This window comes from Nonomuraea jabiensis (genome assembly GCF_014204795.1).
Classification (GTDB): domain Bacteria; phylum Actinomycetota; class Actinomycetes; order Streptosporangiales; family Streptosporangiaceae; genus Nonomuraea; species Nonomuraea jabiensis.
In genome coordinates this window covers 4495946-4514028 of the sequence record NZ_JACHMB010000001.1, presented here as the reverse complement: position 1 = coordinate 4514028, position 18083 = coordinate 4495946, and the positions used below count along the sequence as shown (strand labels likewise).

Sequence of the window (18083 nt, the reverse complement as noted above, 5' to 3'; positions counted from 1 at the left end):
TCCATCCGGCAACCCACACCAGACCGTCCCTTTACCAAGACGGCCGGATGTGGACCCGGTCACAGCCCCAGCCGGGCGAGCCCGGACAGGTGCACCCGGGCCGCCGCCCGCGCGTGCGCCGCCGTCGTCTGCGCCCGCGCGGCCTCGGCGGCCCGCCGGCACTGTTCGAGCGTGTGCTCGGCCAGCACGGCGCGTACGGCGGGCAGCGCCGCGGCGCCCATCGACAGCGAGGAGACCCCGAGCCCGACGAGCACGCAGGCCAGCGCCGGGTCGGCGGCCGACTCGCCGCAGACGCCGCACGGCTTGCCCGCCCTGGCGGCGGCGGTGGCGGTCATGGCGACCAGGTCCAGCAGCGCGGGCAGCCACGGGTCGTGCAGCGCGCTCACGGCGCCGACCTGGCGGTCCGCGGCGTAGGCGTACTGGGCGAGGTCGTTGGTGCCGATCGAGACGAAGTCCACCCGGGTGAGCAGCTCGCGGGCGCGCAGCGCGGCCGACGGGATCTCGATCATCGCGCCCACGTTCGTCAGGCCCCTGGCCCGGCACTCCTGCGCGAACCACGCGGCCTCCTCGGCCGTGGCCACCATCGGCGCCATCACCTGCAGCCGCTCGGAGGCGACGGCCGCGAGCGCGCCGAGCTGCGCCGCCATGACGTCGGGGAACTTCCTGAACCTGCGCAGCCCCCGCTCCCCGAGCGCCGGGTTCGGCTCGGCCGGCGCGGGCAGGAACGCCAGCGGCTTGTCCGCGCCTCCGTCCAGCGTCCGCACGACCACCTTGCCGCCGGGGAACGCCTCCAGCGCCGCGAGGTAGGCCCGCCGCTGCTCCTCCGCGGAGGGCGGCTCGGTCCTGTCGAGGAAGAGGAACTCGGTGCGGTAGAGCCCGATCCCCTCGGCTCCGGCGTTGACGGCGTCGCCGAGCTCCGCGGGGCCGCCGATGTTGGCGAGCAGCGGGACCGGGTGCCCGTCGGCGGTCCTGCCCGGCCCCTTCGCCGCGGCGATCGCCGCCTGCCGCGCGGCGTCCGCGCCGACCGCCTCGGCCACGTCGGACTCGGCCGGCTCGACGTGTACGTCTCCCGACGTGCCGTCGGCCATCACCCGGACGCCCGGCGGGATGTCCAGCGCGCCCGGGCAGGCCACGACGGCGGGCACGCCCATCGCCCTGGCCATGATCGCGGTGTGGCTGGTGGGGCCGCCCTCCTGGGTGACGAACGCCGCGACGTCCTCCTTGCGCAGCAGCGCCGTGTCGGCGGGCGCGAGGTCCCTGGCGACCAGCACGTACGGCTCCTCGGGGGCGCTCGGGAGCCCCTGCATGGCGTGCCCGTAGAGCAGCGCGATCACGCGGTCCCTGATGTCGTCGAGGTCGGCGGCCCGCTCGCCCAGGTAGCCCCCGGACCCGGCCAGTACGTCCCGATATTTCGTGAAAGCTTCAAAAACCGCCCTCGGGGCGGCCAGGCCGCGGTCGATCAACGTTCGTACCTTGACGACCAGCCCGGGATCCTCGGCCATCAGCGCCTGGGCCTTGAGTATCTCCCCGGCCTCGCCGCCCGCCTGGTTTCCCCGGGCCTCCAACTCGCCCGCGACCTGCGTGAGCGCGGCCATCGCGCGCTCCTTCTCCTGATCCGCCTCACCGGTGTAGGTGGCGCCCTCGGGGGGTTCGGGCACGGAGACGGTCAGAACGTACGCGGGGCCGTGCCCGATGCCCGGGCTGACCCCTACCCCCCGCAGGTTCATGGCGCCGCGGCGATCGCGGCCAGCTCGTCGAGGACCTCTTCCGACCCCTCGCCCTCCGCGCTGATCACGACGGTCTCGCCCTGCTTCACGTCCAGGGCCATGATCGCGAGAATGCTCTTGCCGTTGACCTTCTCGCTGCCGTAAGACTTCGTCACCGTGATGTCCATGGGGGCCTTCTTCGCCCGCTGGACGAACGTCGCGGCGGGGCGGGCGTGCAGCCCCACTTCCGCCGCCACGGTGACCTTGCGCTCACCCATTACTCCTCCTTTGCCGGCGGTCCAGACCAGCTGGACCGTTGTGATAGCGCGTTTACATTCTGCCGTCTCGCTGAACCCGCTCGTTCCGCGGCTATTCCCATCGGAAGAGCTCGTCCCCGGCGTGAACCGCTCCCTCCGCGACCTCCGTCACGGACCCGGAGAGGGCGTCGAGCGCGACGACCGGGCAGACCGGCGAGCGGCCGCCCGCCTCGACGACCGCCGGGTCCCAGGCCACGACGGGCTGCCCGGCGCTCACGCGGTCGCCCTCGGCGGCCAGGAGCTCGAACCCCTGGCCTTTGAGCTCGACCGTGTCGATGCCCAGATGTACCAGGACGCCTCTGCCGTCGTCTCCGACGATGACGTACGCGTGCGGATGCAGTTTCATGATTTTTCCAGCTATAGGGGCTACGGCCTTTCCCGGCCCGCGCAGCGGGTCGATCGCGGCCCCCGGCCCGACCAACCCGGCGGAGAACACCGGATCGGGCACGGCGGCCAACCCCACAGCTGCCCCCTCAACCGGGGCGAGAACAGTCGTCATGGTCTCGCCCTTAGCCGATGATGTCCTCGATGTCGCTGGCGATGGTGTCCGCCTCCGGCCCGACGACGACCTGGACCACGTTCCCCGCGGCCATCACACCATGCGCGCCCGCCGCCCTGAGGGCGGCCTGATCGACCTTGGACGCGTCGTGCACCTCCGTGCGCAACCGGGTGATGCAGGGCTCGATCTCGATGATGTTGTCGGCCCCGCCCAAACCGGCGATGATCGCGTTCGCGTCAGCCGCCATCCGGCCCTCCCTAGAGCTCTTGTGACCAGGCTATTTCAGTCGGTCTGGGTGACCTTGTTCAGCCCGCGCGGCGCGTCGGGGTCGATGCCGAGCCTGCGGGCCAGCGCCTCGGTGAGCAGCTGGCCGGGCACGATCAAGCCCATCGGAGCCACCCATTCGGGCAGGTCGGGGCCGTTCAGCGCGGCGGTGCCCGCCCGTGCGAGCGCGTCGCCGCCACCGATCGTGTACGCCGCCGCGCCCGCGGCCACCACCCGCTCGGCCAGCGCGACCGTACCGGACAGGGTCGGGCTGTTCTCGGCGGCGACCAGCAGCGCGGGCGTGTCGGCGTCGACCACGGCGATGGGGCCGTGCAGCAGGTCGGCGTAGGACAGGCCCATGGCGTGCAGGTAGCAGGCCTCCTTGAGCTTCAGCGCCGTCTCCAGGGCCGTCGAGAACGCCAGCCCGCGCCCGGACACGACCACGCCCGGCTTGTCCAGCAGGCCCTCGGCCACGGCCTCCAGGTCGCCCGGCTCGGTGATCAGCTTCTCCACCGCCTCGGGCACCCGCCGCAGCTCCTCCGCGTCCACGTCCGCGCCCAGGCCCAGCGCGAGCACGGCCAGCGCCGCCAGCTGCGTCGTGTACGTCTTGGTCGCGGGAACGGCCTTCTCCTCGCCGGCGACCGTACACAGGGCCACGTCGGCGGCCTGCGCGAGGGGGCTCTGCTCGCCCCCGTTCGTGATGCCGACGGTCCTGGCCCCGCAGTCCTTGGCCCAGGTCAGCGTCTCGACGATCTCCTCGGTGCGCCCCGACTGCGAGATCGCGACCGCCAGCACCCCGTCCAGGTCCAGCTTGCGCTTGTACGTCGTGGCGATCGAGGGCGCGGCCAGCGCGGCCAGGCGACCCGCGTGTGATTCGACCAGGTATCGCCCATAAACTGCAGCGTTGTCAGAGGTGCCGCGCGCGATGAACAGCAGCTGGCGAGTCTGCTCGCCCACTGCCCTCACCTCGCCGACCCTCGGCAGCAGGGAGTCCAGGGTGGCCCGCAGCGCGGCCGGCTGCTCGGCGATCTCGCTGCGCATCTTCGTGGTCATCTCGGGCTCTTTCCTTGATCGACTGCGACGCGGACTTGACCGTCTTTCGCGACATGTGGTCTAGTCCGGACTAGACCAGTACGAACCATAACCCATTGCCAAGGTCGCGATCGAGGGGAGGATCCGTGGCGCACATCGATCCGGACAGCCCGGTGCCCAAGTATTTCCAGCTCCGCGAGATCCTGCTGGACCTCATCGACAGCGACGAGCTCAGCATCGGGGCGGCCATCCCGTCCGAGCGCGAGCTCTGCCAGCGCTTCGGCCTGTCCAGGATGACCGTACGGCAGGCCGTCGACCACCTCGTGTCCGAGGGCCGCCTGCACCGGGTGCCCGGCAAGGGGACGTTCGTCGCCCGGCCCAAGATCGAGCTGGCGCTGCAGCTGACGTCGTTCACCGACGACATGAGGGCGCGGGGCATGGTCCCGGGCTCGCGCGACCTCGATCGCCGGATCGTGCGGGCCAGCGCACATCTCGCCAAGGAGCTGGGGATCCAGCCGGGCGAGGAGGTGCACTTCATCGAGCGGCTGCGGATGGCCGACGGGGAGCCGCTGTCCATCGAACGGGCGCACATCCCGGTCAAGCTCGCCCCCGACCTGGGTTCCCACGACTTGTCGGATAAATCACTGTATGAGCTGCTGGAGAGCCGCTACGGCCTCGTCATGGACGCCGGCGAGCTCACCATCGACGGCGGCATCGCCGACCCGAGCGACGCCGACCTGCTGAAGCTCCCGCGCGGCGGCGCCGTACTACTGCTGCAGCGCAGGTCGTTCGCCGGCGGCGTCTGTGCGGAGCTGGGCGTGTCCACGTATCGTGCGGATCGCTACCAGTTGCGCACCATCCTGGAAATGCCCGTAAGACGGGGCTGAGGCCTCACCCGGCTCGGAGGAACGCCCGGTGAACGAGACCACCGCCGCCCGGCCTTCGCCGTTCGCTCGCGTGATGACCGTGCTCCAGCGGCTGGGCCGCTCCCTCATGCTGCCCATCGCCGCCCTGCCCGCCGCCGCCCTGCTGCTCCGCTTCGGCCAGCCCGACATGCTCGGCTCCAACGGCGCCGAGCCGGGCGGCCTGGCGGACGTGGCCGGGTTCTCCTGGATGAACCAGGTCGCCGAGGTGCTCGCCGCGGCCGGCGCGGCGCTGTTCGAGAACCTGCCGCTGCTGTTCGCCGTGGGAGTGGCGATCGGCTTCGCCCGCAAGGCCGACGGCTCCACCGCCCTGGCCGCCGTGGTCGGCTACCTGGTCTTCGACCGGGTGACCAAGGTGATGTTCTTCGGCTCCGACATCCGCGACACCGTCCTCATCAAGGAGGCCCAGGCCCAGGGCATCAAGGAGATCATCAACTACGGCATGCAGAACCCCACCAAGGTCCTCGGCGGCATCGTCATGGGCCTGGTCGCCGCCCTCCTCTGGCAGCGCTTCCACCGCATCAAGCTGCCGTCCTGGCTGGCCTTCTTCGGCGGTCGCCGGTTCGTCCCCATCATCACCTCCATCGTGGCCCTGCTCATCGGCGTGGTCTTCGGCTGGCTGTGGCCGGTGATCGGCGAGTGGATCCGCCACGCCGGCGAGGCCCTGGCCGCCATCGGCCCGATCGGCACCGGCATCTACGGCCTCGTCAACCGCCTGCTCATCCCCCTCGGCCTGCACCACTTCGTCAACTCCGTCGTCTGGTACGTGGTGCCGCAGTGCGAGGTGGGCGGCCGGGTGCTGGGCGGGGACTGGAACTGCTACTTCGGCGGCGCCCCGCACTCCGGCCAGTTCATGGCCGGCTTCTTCCCCATCATGATGTTCGCCCTGCCCGCCGCCGCCCTCGCCATGTGGCGCGCCGCCCCACCCCACCGCCGCGCCACGGTGGGCGGCATCATGCTCTCGGCCGCCCTGGCGTCGTTCGTCACGGGGATCACGGAGCCGATCGAGTTCGCCTTCATCTTCGTGGCTCCGCTGCTTTTGGTGGCGCACGCCATCCTGACCGGCCTGGCCATGGCCCTGACCACCTTGATCGGCGGGCAACTGGGCTTCGGCTTCTCCGCCGGTCTGCTCGACCTGCTCCTGAACGCCAGCAAGTCGAACACCCAGAATTTGCCCGGGATCCTGATATTGGGGGTGATCTACGGCGTTATCTACTACGCCGTCTTCACCTTCCTCATCCGCAAACTCAACATCCTCACCCCAGGCCGCGAGCCCGAACCAGACGTCGACTCAGGCGAAACCTAACCATCCTTGGGGGGCGGTGAAGCCGGTTCAGTCGCCGCGGATGCTGGGAAAGAGCGGCTCGACGGAGTCGGTGTCGGGCATGAGGACCGCGAGCATCTCCCCAGTCCGCTTCGCCTCGCTCACCGAGCGGGCCAGCATCACGGCCTCATAGGCGGCCAGCGCCTCTTCAACGGTGAGGTGGTCGATGACGGCCTGGGCGAGTTCGGCGCCGTCGAGCATGGCGAGGTTGGCGCCGACACCGGCCGGCGGCATCAGATGCGCGGCGTCGCCGAGCAGGGTGACACCGGGCACGCGCTGCCAGGTGTGCGGGACGGGCAGCACGAAGATCGGCCGGTTGATGAACGGGCCCACGTTGAGCCGCAGCATGGCGAGCAGGCCCTCGTCCCACCCCTGGTACATCCCCAGGAGGCGGGCACGGAGGGCGTCACTGTCGTCGGGGTCGAGGCCGGCGTTCCAGTCGAGGGGGCCGCGGAAGGCGATGTAGACCCGGACGTGGGCGTTGCTGTTGCGCTGGGCGATGAGGCTGAGGCGGCCGGCCTTGGCGGCGAGGGTGCCCTGGCCGATCAGTCGGGCTAGGTCGGGGTGGCGGTCGTCGATGTCGTCGAAGTGGATCTCGACGAAGGTGACGCCGCTGTAGACGGGTTCGGTGTCAGTGAGGGCTGGGCGGACCCGGGACCAGGCGCCGTCGGCCCCCACGACCAGATCGAAGACCTCAGTGCCGCCGTTGGCGAACTCGAGACGCACCGTACCGTCGGGCAGGGCGGTGGTGGTCTCTACGGAGTGGTCCCAGCGCACGGTGCCGGGGGCGAGGGAGTCCATCAACAGGGTGCGTAGCTGCCCCCGGTCGATCTCGGGGGCGGCGATGTCCTCAGCGTCGGGGATGAAGTGCCGCACCATGACGGCACTACGGTCCATCATGCGTACCTCCTGGCCCTCGGGACGGGACAGAGCGAGGAACCGGTCGAACAGCCCGGCGGCCCGCAGGGCGACCTGGCCGGTGGGGCCCTGGATGTCGAGGGTGCCGCCCTGGGAGCGGACGGTGGCGGCCGCCTCGCGCTCCAGGACGGTGACGGGGATGCCGTGGTTCTGCAGGATGCGGGCGCAGACGAGCCCGCCGGGGCCCGCGCCGACGATCGCGATACGGGGAGTGCTGGTCATGCGGGTGGTGCTCCGTTCACGGAAGAGAGTGATTGAGGGACAGAAGGGATCAGCCCGGCTGCTTCTTGCCCTTGGGCAGAAGGCAGGCGAGGGCGCCGGGCAGGGCGGTGAAGGCGACGGCCCCTCAGGAAGGCAGTCCCGAACGCCGCTTTGCCCGGTGAGTGGCGCTGGCGCGGCTCCTGCCGAACACCTGGGCGAGGGCGAGGTGAGCGACCGCGACATTGACGATCGCGGAGTCCAGTCCAGGATGCTCGCGCCCGCGCCGACCCCCAGGACGACGATCGCGAAGGTGAGCTGCCAACCGCTGACCTGCGGGGCGGTGCGCCGGTCGTCGTGACCTCCTCTCAGCGGGTGGGTGACAAGGGGCGCCTGGGGACCACCGGCCCGCTCCGCGCAACATAGTCGAATCCGACTCGAAATCAAATCAGATTCGACTTCGGACTTGTTCCGCCGACTGGATAGGATGGGGGAATGACGGAGACCATGGGGCGCCGCGAGCGCAAGAAGGCGCAGACCCGCCAGGCCCTGGCCGACGCCGCACTGGCGCTGTTCACCGAGAAGGGCTTCGACAACGTCGGAGTCCGGGAGATCGCCCAGGCCGCCGACGTCGCCCTGAGCACGCTGTTCCAGCACTTCCCCAGCAAGGAGGCGCTCGTCTTCGACATGGACGCCGATCTGGAGGCCGACATGGTCGCCGCCGTGCGCGACCGCCCCGCCGGGCAGAGCGTCCTGCACGCCTTGCGCGATCACCTCACGGCCAGAGAGCAGCGGCGCGGGGACGACGACGACCCATCCCACACCGCCCACGCAGCCTTGGTGAACTCCACCCCCGCACTGCGCGAGTACGCGCGCGGCATGTGGCTACGCCACCAGGACGCCCTGACCGCTGCCATCGCCCAGGCCGCAGGCGTCCCCCGAGACAACCTCGCCGCCACCGCCCTCGCCCGCTTCGCCCTGGAATGCCCTTCCCTGGCCCGAAGCGATCAAGACCTCCGGCAACTGTTCGACCTGCTGGAACACGGCTGGGGAGGCTGGCTCACAACCTCTTCACCCTCACAGGGTGAAGCCAAACAACCAGGACAATAGCCCTTCAAAATCTCCAGAATCTCACCCACACTCGACCGAGCCGATCCGTCTCGCCGAGCCCTCCATCCACGGATCGACCTCGCACAGCCGACCTGGCCCGACCGCATAACGGACGCCCTCATCCCGCACACCGGCGAACCCGTCCCAAAGCCCTCCACCGTTCAGCGAGGACAAACGCCCGACCAGCCCCAAACCGCACCCGACGCCGCCACCCCATGCCACAAGCCCCCAGGCCCCACGGCCGACACGCCACGCCCCATGCCCGTCGCAACACCCCACGCCCACGGCCAACCTGCCATCCCCGCGACCCTCGCCCCACGGCCAACGCGCCACGCCCGACGCCCCACGGCCGACGCGCCACGCCCCGCGATCCACTGCCGACGGGCCACTCCATGCCGACGCGCGCCGCGCCCGCTCCCATTAGCGCCGCGTCGGCGAGACGCCCCATGGCCGCATCCGGCGCCAATCAACGACGCGAGCCCACCGCGCCAACCCCGCCACCCAAGCACCTCACCCCACCCGCGCCTCCAGAGCGCCGCGTCGGCGAGACGCCCCACGGCCGCACCCGGCGCCAATCAACGACGCGAGCCCACCGCACCAACCCCGCCACCCAAGCACCTCACCCCACCCGCGCCTCCAGAGCGCCGCGTCGGCGAGACGCCCCACGGCCGCACCCGGCGCCAATCAACGACGCGAGCCCACCGCGCCAACCCCGCCACCCAAGCACCTCACCCCACCCGCGCCTCCAGAGCGCCGCGTCGGCGAGACGCCCCACGGCCGCATCCGGCGCCAATCAACGACGCGAGCCCACCGCACCCTCCATCAAAAGGGACGACCACCACCCCATCTCACGCATGACCAAAAGCGTTTGGGGTGACCGCAATCAAGCCAATCGCGTCCGGAACAACCCGCCACCCCCGCCCCAAGGGAATCCAACTTCCAAAAATCTTCTCCATCAAAGACGGACAAACCCAGTCACCCCCAGGAGAAGTTGGCGGCGTTTGTATTCCTGAGCCGGACCGAAAACTCCTTATAACGATTCTTTCTTCACCCAAAGAATTTGGAGGATGCGTGTCAACAACCCCCCGCATCGGCGTCACCCCCACCCCGGAACCCCCCTACGACGAAGAGCAGCCGACCTCCGAAACCGCACCCCCGGAAATCCACGGCACCCTCGCCCTCGACCCCCACCCCCTCGTATGGGGCCCGCCGGGATCCATCCCCGATGAGCGCAAGCTGCGCCACCTCGGCCAGGCGCTGGCCGAGGTGCTCGCGGGCCGCCGCCCGCCGGAGACCGTGGCCGACAAGCTCACAGCCCGCGCCTACCGCGAGCTGGTCCAGGCAGGGCAGATGATCAGGACCAGCCGCCCCCCGTTCGCCGGCAGCGTGCACGTCAAGGAGCCCAGGGACGGCGCGGTGGAGATGTGCATGCTGGTGCACTGCGGCGACCGCAACCGCGTCCTGGCGATCCGCCTCGAACGCAGAGGCGCCCAATGGCTCTGCACGGACTTCGAAACGGCGTAGGAAAGGCCCGGAAAAGGCGCCGACGAAAAGCGACAGAAAAAGAGAGACCCCCACACGAGGTGGGGGTCTCGGAAAAGAGCGTCAGGCCGCGTTCTTCGGATCGCCGTGGCAGCGCTTGTACTTCTTGCCCGACCCGCACGGGCAGGGCGCGTTGCGCTCCACGTTGCCGTACGCGGCCCGCTCCGCCGAAGTGGTGCGGACGCGGGTGTGCTCGACCTCGCCCTGCTCGCCGGGCGCGGTGTATTCGAGCTCCGCCGGACGCTCAGGCCCGCGCAGCCCGCGCGCGATGATCGAGCGGGTCTCCGCGAGGACCGCGTCCTCCTCCTCGACGATCGGGTTCTCCTGCACCTCCACCTCGAGGTTGAACAGGAACCCGACCGAGTCCTCCTTGATGCCCTCGAGCATCGCGGCGAACATCTCGAAGCCCTCGCGGGCGTACTCGATCTTGGGGTCCTTCTGCGCGTAGGCCCGCATGCCGATGCCCTCGCGCAGGTAGTCCATCTCGTACAGGTGCTCGCGCCACTTCCGGTCGAGGACCGAGAGGATCACGCGGCGCTCCAGGTCGCGCATGGTCTCGGGGCCGAACTCCTCCTCGCGCCTGGCGTATGCCTCGAGCGCGTCGGCCTTGACCTTCTCGGCGATGAGCTCGGCGGACAGCTCTTCGCGGCTGCCGGCCTCCTCGACGAGGTCGTCGATCCGGATCGAGATCGGGTAGAGCTCCCCGAACGCCTTCCACAGCTTGTCGAGGTCCCACTCCTCGGCGAAGCCCTCGGACGTGGCGCCCTGCACGTAGCCGTCGATCACCTCGCCGACGAAGCCGCGCACCTGCTCGTGCAGGTCGGCGCCCTCCAGCACGCGGTGGCGCTCGGCGTAGATGACCTTGCGCTGGCGGTCCATGACCTCGTCGTACTTCAGAACTTCCTTGCGGATCTCGAAGTTCTGCTGCTCGACCTGGTGCTGGGCGGAGGCGATGGCCTTGGAGACGATGCCCGACTCGATCGGCTGGTCGTCGGGGATCTGCAGCCTCGTCATGATCATCTCGACCCTGGCCGAGTTGAACAGGCGCATGAGATCGTCGCCGAGCGACAGGTAGAACCGCGACTCACCGGGGTCGCCCTGACGGCCGGAGCGGCCGCGGAGCTGGTTGTCGATGCGGCGCGACTCGTGGCGCTCGGTGCCCAGAACGTAGAGGCCGCCGAGCGCGGTGACCTCGTCGTGCTCGGCCTTGACCGCCGCCCTGGCCTTCTCCAGCGCTTCGGGGTAGGCCTTCTCGTACTCCTCCGGCGTCTCGACCGGGTCGAGGCCGCGCTGGCGCAGCTCGAGGTCGGCGCGGAACTCCGAGTTGCCGCCGAGCATGATGTCGGTGCCTCGACCGGCCATGTTGGTGGCGACGGTGACCGCGCCCTTGCGCCCGGCCTCGGCGATGATGGACGCCTCACGCGCGTGGTTCTTCGCGTTGAGCACCTCGTGCGGCACCCCGCGGCGCTTGAGCGCCTTGGACAGCCGCTCGGACTTCTCCACCGAGGTCGTGCCGACGAGCACCGGCTGGCCGGCCTCGTAGCGCTCCTTGATGTCCTGGACCACCGCGTCGAACTTGGCGTCCTCGGTCTTGTAGACCACGTCCGGCTGGTCCTTGCGGATCATCGGCCGGTTGGTCGGGATCGGGACGACACCCAGCTTGTACGTCTGGTGGAACTCGTTGGCCTCGGTGGCGGCCGTACCGGTCATTCCGCTCAGCTTGGAGTAGAGGCGGAAGTAGTTCTGCAGGGTGACCGTGGCGAGAGTCTGGTTCTCGTCCTTGATCTTCACGCCCTCTTTGGCCTCGATGGCCTGGTGCATGCCCTCGTTGTAGCGGCGCCCGTGCAGGATGCGGCCGGTGAACTCGTCGACGATCAGGACCTCGCCGTCGGAGACGATGTAGTCCTTGTCCTTCTTGAACAGCTCCTTGGCCTTGAGCGCGTTGTTCAGGAAGCCGACGAGGTGGGTGTGCTCGGGCTTGTAGAGGTTGTCGATGCCGAGCCAGTCCTCGACCTTCTCGACACCGGCCTCCAGGATGCCGACCGTGCGCTTCTTCTCGTCGACGATGTAGTCGCCGGTGCTCTCCTCGCCCGGGTTCTTCGCCTCGACGCCCCTGCGCAGGCGAGGAACGATCTTGGCGAACTCCTGGTACCACTTGCCCGACTGCTCGCCGGGGCCGGAGATGATCAGCGGCGTACGGGCCTCGTCGATCAGGATGGAGTCAACCTCGTCGACGATCGCGAAGTTGTGGCCGCGCTGCGCGCACTCCTCGAGCGACCAGGCCATGTTGTCGCGCAGGTAGTCGAAGCCGAACTCGTTGTTGGTGCCGTACGTGATGTCGGCCTGGTACTGCTTGCGCCGCTCGTCGGGCTGCTGGCCGGCGACGATGCAGCCGACCTCGAGGCCGAGGAACCGGTGGACGCGGCCCATGGTCTCGGCGTCACGCTTGGCCAGGTAGTCGTTGACCGTGACGACGTGGACGCCCTTGCCGGAGATCGCGTTGAGGTACGCCGGCAGCGTACAGGTGAGGGTCTTGCCCTCACCGGTCTTCATCTCCGAGATGTTGCCCATATGGAGGTTGGCGCCGCCCATGATCTGCACGTCGTAGGGCCGCTGGCCGAGCACGCGGCGGGCCGCCTCGCGCACGGTCGCGAACGCCTCGGGAAGCAGATCGTCGAGCGTTTCACCGTCTGCATGGCGCTGCTTGAACTCATCCGTCAGCGCACGCAACTCCGCGTCGGACAGGCTCGTGAAGTCGTCCTCGATGGAGTTGACCTGGTCTGCGATCCGCTTGAGCTTGCGCAGGATCTTACCTTCGCCGGCACGTAGGATCTTGTCGAGAATGGCTGCCACTTTATGTAAAGCTCCTCGCAGGTCTACCCCGGCGGCGCCGCCAGGAGGAGAGGCCGAGACAAACTTCCCCGTTGCCATCGTAGGCGGTTCCGCAACCAGACACAGCCACCGTGACGACGAGGGCGCCACACCCGTCTGGGAGAATGAGGCAAGGCAGAGAGTATGCCGGTTGAGAGCCGGCTCGCACCAATAAGCGCGATAACCGGCAAAGGAAGGATTAGTCATGGTTGAGGGGAAGAAGTCGGAGCATACGGAGAATCTCGGCAGCCACGCCGGGCGCGCGTCATCGTGGCTGGCGGTGACGGTGATGCTGGTGGGCACGGTGGTGGCCGGCTTCGGCCTCACGGTCGCCAACTGGACGCTCGTCTGGGTCGGTGCCGGAGCGTTCGTCGTGGGCGGCATCCTGGCTCTCGTCTTCGATATCTTCACCGACGTCGTGATCGACGCGCCCCGCGTGGGCATGCGCGCCGAAGATCACCGCTGACGCAGGCTTCACCGGGCGGGCACCCACCCCACGGGTGCCCCGCCAGCTCCCCCGCTCCGCGCGCCACCGCCGACCGGTCTCTCCCACCGTCCGCGCGCCTCGCTGCGGGCTGAACGCCGACCGCCTCGGCCATGGCGAGCGGCGTACGTAATAGACGAGCACAATCCCCGTAATGACGAGCTCGCCGCGCGTGTCGGGCACGGATGAGGGGTTATGCGCACGGCGTACAAGCCCCAGGCCGGACAAGCGGCACTGGAAGACACACGAACCCAACACCGGCGCCATTAGCTGCTGCCGGGCCGAGCACTGGCGCCGTTAGCGCTGCCGGGCCGAGCACTGGCGCCATCGGCGGGTGCGGGTGGCGTTACGACGCGGGTGACCTTACGGCGGGCCGATGACCTTACGGCGGGCCGATGACCTTACGGCGGGCCGGTGACCTTGCGGCGGGCCGGTGACCTTACGGCGGGCCAGTGACCTTGCGGCGGGCCAGTGACCTTGCGGTGCGGTGAGCGGGGATGGCGGGTGGTGTGTGTGTCCAGGGGGTGGACGCGCGGGGGTGTTTTGTCGGTGGGCGTCGCTACATTGCTCGCATGCATCGCCATACGCAATCGCAAACATGACCGGCACCACCGACCTGACCCTCGACGAGGCGCGCCGGATCATCCTCCGCTCCCAGGGCATGATCGGCGCCGACGCGCGCAAGGGCGGGGCGCACGCGATGCTGCGCAGGCTGGGCGCCGTGCAGCTCGACACCATCTCGGTGCTCGCCCGCTCCCACGAGCTGGTCGCCTACGCCCGCCTGGGTGCGGTGGGACGGGCCAGCATCGAGCGGGCCTACTGGCACAACCCCGCCCAGAGCTTCGAATACTGGTGCCATGCCGCCTGCATCCTGCCCGTCGAGCACTGGCCGCTCTACTCGTTCCGGCGCCGGGCGTACCGCAAGCGGCGCTACCGCTGGCACGAGGTCCCCGACAGCGTGGACAAACTGCTTGAGCAGGTACGCGAGCAGGGCCCGCTGACGACCTCGGACGTCGGTGGGGCCAAGAACGGCGGCCCGTGGTGGGACTGGTCCGACTCCAAGATCGGCCTGGAGTGGCTGCTCGACATCGGCGAGCTGGTCTGCAGCCGCCGCGTCGGCTGGCGGCGCGTCTACGACCTGGCCGAACGCGTCATCCCCGCGGAGCTGCTGGCCGCCGACCTCTCCGACGAGGAGTGCGTCGTACGCCTGGCCGCCGTGGCGGGCCGTTCCCTGGGCGTGGCCAACAGGACCGACCTGATCGACTTCCTGCGCCTGAAGGGCGAGTACGCCGCCATGCTCGACGAGGCCCTGCGTAGCGGCGCGGCGGGCCTGGTGCCCGTGACGGTCGCCGGCTGGCCGGGCAAGAAGGGCTCCCCCAACGCCTGGGCGGACCCGGTGGCGCTGGAGTCCGAGCCGCGCGGGCGCCACCGCACGACGCTGCTGTCGCCGTTCGACTCCCTCATCTGGCACCGCGGCCGCACCGAGCGTGTCTTCGGCTTCCAGTACACGCTGGAGCTGTACGTCCCCAAGCACAAGCGCGTCCACGGCTACTTCACGATGCCCGTGCTGGCGGGCGGCCGGCTGATCGGCCGCGTCGACCCGGCCCGTGAGGGCAGCACGCTGGTGATCCGACAGCTCCACCTGGAGCCCGGCCTGTCGCCCGCCAAATGGGCCGGCGCCCTGGAGGACGCCCTGTGGTCGGCGGCCGAGTGGGTGGGCTGCGACACCGTACGGGTCGAGCGTGCCGATCCACCCGAGCTCGTCCCCATCCTGAACGCCACCGCCCGCTAGCCACCCGGCACGACGGCACCAGGGCGACACGGTGGTTGTTGCGTCCCCTTGCTGCCCGGACGGAGCCCGAGTGACGCGCGGAGGCGGTGGCAGCCCTGTCCCCGTGAAGCGCTCGGGCAGGGGCCGAGGGGAACTGGCCTCGTGGGCGGCGGTGGCGGCCTGGTTCCTGGTCGTTCGGGCGAGGGGTGAGGGGGCCTGCGCGGCGGCTAGGTGATCTCCAGCATGCGTTCCCGTACCGCGTACACCACGGCCTCCATCCTCGAGTGCAGTTGCAGCTTGTCGAGGATGTTGCGGACGTGGTTCTTCACGGTGTTCTCGGAGATGAACAGCTGCTTGGCGATCTCGCGGTTGTTCATCCCCTTGGCCACCAGCCGCAGGACCTCCATCTCGCGGTCGGTCAGGCGGGGGACGGGGAGCTGGGGTGGGCGCTCGGACTCCTTGCGGCTCATGCTCTGGAACTCGGTGATGAGCTTGGCGGCCATCGCCGGGTTGATTAAGGACTGGCCCCCGTGCACGCCGCGCACCGCGGCGGGCACGTCGTTGATCTGGACGTCCTTGAGCAGGTAGCCGGTGGCGCCTGCCTTGATGGCCTCGAAGAGGTCCTCTTCCTCGTCGCTGACCGTCAGCATGATGATGCGCGTGCTCGGGACCGAGGCCTTGATGCCCTTCGTGGCCTCGATCCCGTCCTGCCGTGGCATTCGCACGTCCATGAGCGCGATGTCGGGCATGAGGCGGTTGGCCAATTCGACCGCCTCCTGCCCGTCGCTCGCTTCGCCGACCACCTCGATGTCGGGCTCAGCGGCCAGCGCAAGAGCCAGGCTCCGCCGGATCAGCTCGTGATCGTCAACGATCAACACGCGGATCGGCTCGCTCGCTGACGTACGGACCTCGCCAGACTCGGTCACGAGGCCTCCTTGATCCGCCTCGCGACAGCCTTCGCCTCGCTCCGCTCGCTCACCTGAACCTGACTGAGCTCGCTCACGTCTCCTCCTCGTCGGGGGGCCAGAGCCGTTGAACCGCCATGATGGCACGGAGCCGCGGTTCTCGGGTGGTCGAGAAGATCTTTTAGCGCGCGATCATGGCTCTACGAGCCGCAACACGCCGTAGTTGTAGCCGCGTCTGTTGTAGACGACGCACGGCTGGCCGCTCTCCTTGTCACGGAACAGATAGAAGTCGTGCCCGACCAGCTCCATCTCGAGGAGGGCCTGGTCGATGGTCATGGGTTCCGCTTTGTGGAACTTCTCTCGGACGATGAGCGGCCCTTCGCCGTCCATCTCGATCGGGACGATGTCGTCGTAGCGCTGGTCGCGCTGAATCTGCTCGTCCTCTTCGGCCTCGGCGGGGACGGTGGCCGCCCGCGGGGGCAGGTCCGCGACGTCGGGGAGGGTCGCGGTGATCTCCGCCACGGAGGGCGGACAGTGGTTGCCGTGGTGAACCTTGCGCCGGTCGGCCAGCCGCCTGAGGCGGCCTTCCAGCTTGTCGAGGGCCATGTCGAGGGCTGCGAATCGGTCGTCGGCCGAGGCTTCGGCCCGGATGGCCGGTCCTCGAGAGTGAATGGTGAGCTCGACGCGCTCGCGCTGGTCAGCGAGGCGCGGATTGCGTTCTTTCGACACCTCCACATCGACTCGGATGAGTTTGTTGTCCAGACGTTCGATCCTGGCCAGCTTGGTCGTCACTTGGTCACGGAACCGATCACTCACACCTGTGTGCCGGCCCTTGACGATGATGTCCATGCAACAGCCCCCCTTCGGTCTAGCGACTGAGCAAGAGCGCCCGACGATGTACGTGTCGGACGGGGTCTGCTGTCTGCCTTTCTGTCACCGTTACCCTCTTCCGACTCTGCGTCACCGGGAACTCGGTTGGCACCCGCCCGGCCGACCTGGTCTTCGACCCCACATCCGCCTGCTGAGGGTTTCGCAGCTCTGTTGCCACTACTGCCCTTCTCTCCTGGCGAGGGACATCTGGACCCTCGGGAAGGCAGGACTTACCCCTAAGCCGCACCGTGATCGGTCGACAAAGAGTCGCCTTACGTGGACCGTTTTGCCTGCGGCTGGCATCGGCTAGCAGAGCCGGGGACCCCGACCCTGCGCAACCACGGACCCGAACGGGTGCCATGTCAGAACGCTATCCGCATCCTGCGCGAATGTCAGCCGGAGGATCGGCCAACGGATCACGTACCGTGATTTTCCCGAGGTCCGCATGCCTTCCCAAATGCCCTATTTAACCGATCGGCAACCCTTACGGGGATGGAGCTGCCCCCTGCCGACCAGCCCTGCCGCCACCTTGGGGGAAGTGACATGTGGCCTCCTGGTGAGGGTGGCGATTTGGATCTTTCTTTACGCACCGTAATCGTAATCCTTTTCAAGATCTTCGGCGTGTCGCGGCGACGGTCGCGGCCAGCGGCACTCGCATCCCCGCCGAGCTCAGCGCCCTGGCGGCCTCCGCGAGGGTGGCCCCGGTCGTGACGATGTCGTCCAGGAGCACCGCACAGGCCGCTGGAGGGCCTTTCGCGGCCCGCCGTACCTGGAGTGACCCCGCGAGGTTGGAGCTCCTCTCGGCGGAGCTCAGCCCCGCCTGGTCGGCCACCCGCCGCGCCTGCCCCAGCGCCGGCCATGCCTCGGCCCGCAGGCCCCACGCCCGCAGCCGGGCCGCCGCCAGCACCGCCAGCCGCCCGACCGGGTCGTGGCCCCGGTGCCGGCGCGTCCGCCGCGCGCTCGGCACCGGCACCACCGCGAACCGCCCGTCGGCCCAGGGTGCCTTCGCGCCGTTGACCGCCGTCACGACGGTGAACGCCACGGCCTCCGCCAGCACCTCCGCCAACGCCACCGCGCCCCGCTCCTTGTACGCCACGACCGCCGCGCGCACCGCGCCCTCGTACGGTGCCGCCGACCAGCAGTCGGGCAGGCCGTCCGGCACGGGCTCGGGCAACCGCCGGGCGGGCGCGCCGACGAGCTCGGCATGACAGGCTGGGCACCATCGCGCCCCTCCGGCGCCGCACCCGGCGCAGGACTGCGGGAGGACGAGGTCGAGCACGGTGGTCAGCAGCACGCGTGCCAGGGTGCCGCCCGCCACCGACAATTTCCGTCCAGGAGCCGAGGAACGG

At 69.5% G+C, this 18083-nt stretch carries 15 protein-coding genes and 1 pseudogene; 6 read left to right on the top strand and 10 right to left on the bottom strand.

Annotated features, from left to right (window positions below):
- Window positions 1–59: 59 nt before the first annotated feature.
- The 5 genes and pseudogenes from ptsP to HD596_RS20795 all read right to left on the bottom strand — a co-directional run bounded on the left by ptsP (window position 60) and on the right by HD596_RS20795 (window position 3839).
- The gene (gene ptsP / locus HD596_RS20815; protein WP_185071012.1) at window positions 60–1727 is read right to left on the bottom strand and encodes a phosphoenolpyruvate--protein phosphotransferase; all 1668 of its coding nucleotides are present in this window, start codon (window positions 1725–1727) and stop codon (window positions 60–62) included.
- Window positions 1724–1984 (bottom strand): HPr family phosphocarrier protein, encoded by a 261-nt coding sequence (locus tag HD596_RS20810; RefSeq protein WP_185071011.1) that lies wholly within the window; start codon window positions 1982–1984, stop codon window positions 1724–1726. Before HD596_RS20810 ends, ptsP begins: the two co-directional genes overlap by 4 nt.
- A 91-nt stretch (window positions 1985–2075) precedes the next feature.
- Window positions 2076–2522: a PTS sugar transporter subunit IIA gene (locus tag HD596_RS20805; protein WP_185071010.1), complete on the bottom strand. Its 447-nt coding sequence runs from the start codon at window positions 2520–2522 to the stop codon at window positions 2076–2078.
- 10 nt (window positions 2523–2532) lie between these two features.
- Window positions 2533–2772, bottom strand: a pseudogene (locus HD596_RS20800) (PTS sugar transporter subunit IIB); the annotation flags it as partial.
- Window positions 2773–2804: 32 nt separating this feature from the next.
- Window positions 2805–3839, bottom strand: coding sequence for an SIS domain-containing protein (locus tag HD596_RS20795; protein ID WP_185071008.1), 1035 nt, complete (start codon window positions 3837–3839; stop codon window positions 2805–2807).
- 125 nt (window positions 3840–3964) lie between these two features.
- Between HD596_RS20795 and HD596_RS20790 the strand changes: the two genes are divergently transcribed.
- Entirely contained in the window at window positions 3965–4705 is a 741-nt protein-coding gene (locus tag HD596_RS20790; protein ID WP_185071007.1) for a GntR family transcriptional regulator, read from the top strand.
- A gap of 28 nt (window positions 4706–4733) precedes the next feature.
- Window positions 4734–6047 carry a PTS transporter subunit EIIC gene (locus tag HD596_RS20785; protein ID WP_185071006.1) on the top strand — a complete coding sequence of 438 codons (1314 nt, stop codon included), beginning with the start codon at window positions 4734–4736 and terminating at the stop codon, window positions 6045–6047.
- Between the two features lie 27 nt (window positions 6048–6074).
- Here the strand turns inward: HD596_RS20785 and HD596_RS20780 are convergent, their stop codons facing one another.
- Window positions 6075–7205 carry an FAD-dependent oxidoreductase gene (locus HD596_RS20780; protein WP_185071005.1) on the bottom strand — a complete coding sequence of 377 codons (1131 nt, stop codon included), beginning with the start codon at window positions 7203–7205 and terminating at the stop codon, window positions 6075–6077.
- A 471-nt stretch (window positions 7206–7676) separates the two neighbouring features.
- On the opposite strand from HD596_RS20780, the gene HD596_RS20775 reads away from it, so the two are divergent.
- Window positions 7677–8291 (top strand): TetR/AcrR family transcriptional regulator, encoded by a 615-nt coding sequence (locus HD596_RS20775; RefSeq protein WP_185071004.1) that lies wholly within the window; start codon window positions 7677–7679, stop codon window positions 8289–8291.
- A 1071-nt stretch (window positions 8292–9362) separates the two neighbouring features.
- Complete coding sequence (locus HD596_RS64815) at window positions 9363–9815, top strand: Rv3235 family protein (protein ID WP_185071003.1); 453 nt, start codon at window positions 9363–9365, stop codon at window positions 9813–9815.
- 81 nt (window positions 9816–9896) lie between these two features.
- Here HD596_RS64815 and secA read toward each other — a convergent pair whose 3' ends face one another.
- Window positions 9897–12686 (bottom strand): preprotein translocase subunit SecA, encoded by a 2790-nt coding sequence (gene secA, locus HD596_RS20765; protein WP_185071002.1) that lies wholly within the window; start codon window positions 12684–12686, stop codon window positions 9897–9899.
- 223 nt (window positions 12687–12909) lie between these two features.
- On the opposite strand from secA, the gene HD596_RS20760 reads away from it, so the two are divergent.
- Together HD596_RS20760 and HD596_RS20755 are read left to right on the top strand one after the other, a co-directional pair.
- Window positions 12910–13170, top strand: a complete 261-nt coding sequence (locus HD596_RS20760) for an HGxxPAAW family protein (protein WP_185071001.1) — start codon at window positions 12910–12912, stop codon at window positions 13168–13170.
- Window positions 13171–13786: 616 nt separating this feature from the next.
- The gene (locus HD596_RS20755; protein ID WP_185071000.1) at window positions 13787–14980 is read left to right on the top strand and encodes a winged helix-turn-helix domain-containing protein; all 1194 of its coding nucleotides are present in this window, start codon (window positions 13787–13789) and stop codon (window positions 14978–14980) included.
- A 206-nt stretch (window positions 14981–15186) separates the two neighbouring features.
- Here the strand turns inward: HD596_RS20755 and HD596_RS20750 are convergent, their stop codons facing one another.
- From HD596_RS20750 to HD596_RS20740, 3 genes are all read right to left on the bottom strand, one after another.
- A complete protein-coding gene (locus HD596_RS20750; RefSeq protein ID WP_185070999.1) occupies window positions 15187–15885 on the bottom strand; it encodes a response regulator in 699 nt (232 codons plus the stop codon).
- A 171-nt stretch (window positions 15886–16056) separates the two neighbouring features.
- The gene (hpf, locus tag HD596_RS20745) at window positions 16057–16713 is read right to left on the bottom strand and encodes a ribosome hibernation-promoting factor, HPF/YfiA family (protein WP_185070998.1); all 657 of its coding nucleotides are present in this window, start codon (window positions 16711–16713) and stop codon (window positions 16057–16059) included.
- A gap of 628 nt (window positions 16714–17341) precedes the next feature.
- Window positions 17342–18028: a ComF family protein gene (locus HD596_RS20740; protein WP_313044629.1), complete on the bottom strand. Its 687-nt coding sequence runs from the start codon at window positions 18026–18028 to the stop codon at window positions 17342–17344.
- Window positions 18029–18083 lie beyond the last annotated feature (55 nt).

Bases quoted from the DNA above. Each gene is read 5' to 3' on its own strand.
- ptsP (WP_185071012.1), bottom strand. From the start codon at position 1,727: ATGAACCTGCGGGGGGTAGGGGTCAGCCCGGGCATCGGGCACGGCCCC.
- HD596_RS20810 (WP_185071011.1), bottom strand. From the start codon at position 1,984: ATGGGTGAGCGCAAGGTCACCGTGGCGGCGGAAGTGGGGCTGCACGCC.
- HD596_RS20805 (WP_185071010.1), bottom strand. From the start codon at position 2,522: ATGACGACTGTTCTCGCCCCGGTTGAGGGGGCAGCTGTGGGGTTGGCC.
- HD596_RS20795 (WP_185071008.1), bottom strand. From the start codon at position 3,839: ATGACCACGAAGATGCGCAGCGAGATCGCCGAGCAGCCGGCCGCGCTG.
- HD596_RS20780 (WP_185071005.1), bottom strand. From the start codon at position 7,205: ATGACCAGCACTCCCCGTATCGCGATCGTCGGCGCGGGCCCCGGCGGG.
- HD596_RS20775 (WP_185071004.1), top strand. From the start codon at position 7,677: ATGACGGAGACCATGGGGCGCCGCGAGCGCAAGAAGGCGCAGACCCGC.
- HD596_RS20760 (WP_185071001.1), top strand. From the start codon at position 12,910: ATGGTTGAGGGGAAGAAGTCGGAGCATACGGAGAATCTCGGCAGCCAC.
- HD596_RS20755 (WP_185071000.1), top strand. From the start codon at position 13,787: ATGACCGGCACCACCGACCTGACCCTCGACGAGGCGCGCCGGATCATC.
- hpf (WP_185070998.1), bottom strand. From the start codon at position 16,713: ATGGACATCATCGTCAAGGGCCGGCACACAGGTGTGAGTGATCGGTTC.